The sequence below is a fragment of the Cereibacter sp. Soil_C_27 genome (assembly GCF_057657095.1).
Genome location: NZ_JBDGJD010000025.1, coordinates 1 through 1,541, shown reverse-complemented (window position 1 = coordinate 1,541; position 1,541 = coordinate 1). Strand labels below are relative to the sequence as shown.

1 protein-coding gene and 1 pseudogene are annotated in these 1,541 nt (G+C 69.0%); both read right to left on the bottom strand.

Going from position 1 to position 1,541, the window contains the following annotated elements:
• Positions 1-1,124 (bottom strand): annotated as a pseudogene (locus AC3A5Z_RS24130) (NorD nitric oxide reductase activation protein); the annotation flags it as partial.
• Positions 1,125-1,128: 4 nt separating this feature from the next.
• Positions 1,129-1,541: CbbQ/NirQ/NorQ domain-containing protein (locus AC3A5Z_RS24125; RefSeq protein WP_487521806.1), on the bottom strand; the 413-nt coding region annotated here is incomplete at its 5' end.

Below are 1,541 nucleotides of genomic sequence, written 5' to 3'. Positions count from 1 at the left end.
CTGTCGCCATCGGGCGTGGCCTCCACCTCCAGCACGCGGCAATGGTCGGGCATGTAGGCCCGCGCGCGGTGGTTCCATTCGGGATAGGTGAAGCGGTCGGCGAGCCGTTCGTGATCGGCGTCCTGCGGTGCCAGATCGAGGTGCATCCTGAGCCGCGTGGCCGGGCGCTTGTCGTTCTGGGTCAGCGTGATGTGGTCCTGATCCTCGGCCGCCTTCTGCGCGTTGTCGGGATCGTCGTCATCGGTTGCGCGGTTCAGGTTCAGGCTTTCGACCCATGAGAGGATTGCCTCGAACCGGTGCACGATGAAGCTGTCCTTACGGTTGGCCTGATCCAGATCCTCGCGCTTGCCGAGCTTGCGCGTCGTGGTCGCCAGACCCGGCGGGGCGTGGGGGGCTTCTTCCTCGGTGCCGGGTCCGCTTGCTGCCTTCGATGCGTCAAGGCGCAGCCAGATCGGGATCGGCCGTGGGGCGAGGTAGGTTCGGGGTGCGGTGGGGTGGTGCGTCAGCAGATCCTGCGCGTCGCGGGACAGCGGAACCGCATCTCCCAATGCCTGACGGACAAGAGCTTCGACAGCCGCTTCCAAACCCGTCGCGCGAATGTCCGCGCGGCTGGCAAGCAGATGCGCGCAGAGGGCGGCGTGCGCCGGGGCAAGGCCGGGGCAGCGGAGCAGGGTCTGCTCGGTTGCCGCCTTCATCGCCGCGATCCACGCAAGATCGGCGGCGAGCGGGTCTATGGGATCGAGGGGTCTCGCGGAGGTGGCCAGCGCCGCCAGCCAGAGGTAGGCAGTGCGGTTCAGCTCGATGGTCGGGAAGGCGTCGATCACCGGCGGCAGGCGCAGACGGTCGCCGTCGAAGGCCGCCACATGCTCCAGCGTGCGCGTCTCGGCCAGTTGCCGCCCCATGCCGCGCCTATGGCGCGCGGCGGTGGCGGGGCTGGCGGCAATCTCGGCCCCGGCCTTGCCTCCCAAGGCGCGGAAGATCACCGCGACGCTGGGGCGGACCTCTTCCAGCGAGACAGCCACACCGGCGGCACCCTCAGGTGCGGCGAACCTGCTGGCATAGCCGTGCCAGAGGTTGCCGACGGTTTCCTCCGGCTCCATCAGATCGAGAAGGCGCAGGCTCATTGCATCACCCGTAGACGCTGGAGACGAGATCGCGCAGCGCCTGCGCTACGTCGGGCTCGTCGGTCAGCGGCTCGATCACCGCCGCCTCCAGCGCCCGGTCCAGCGCCATGCCGCCCGCGATCAGCGAGGCCGCGTAGATCAGCAGCCGGGTGGAGACGCCTTCCTCAAGATCCATGCCGGACAGCGCCCGGATATGCCCGGCCAGCCGCACCAGCGGCTGCACCCGCGCCTCGGCCAGCCCGCTTTCACACGCCACCACGGCCACTTCGGTGACCGGATCGGGGAAGGTGAAGCTGATCGACAGGAAGCGCTGCCGGGTGGAGGGCTTCAGCCGCTTCAGGATGTTCTGGTAGCCGGGGTTGTAGGACGCCACCAGCATGAAGCCGGGCGGGGCCACCAGTTCCTCGCCGGTGCGAT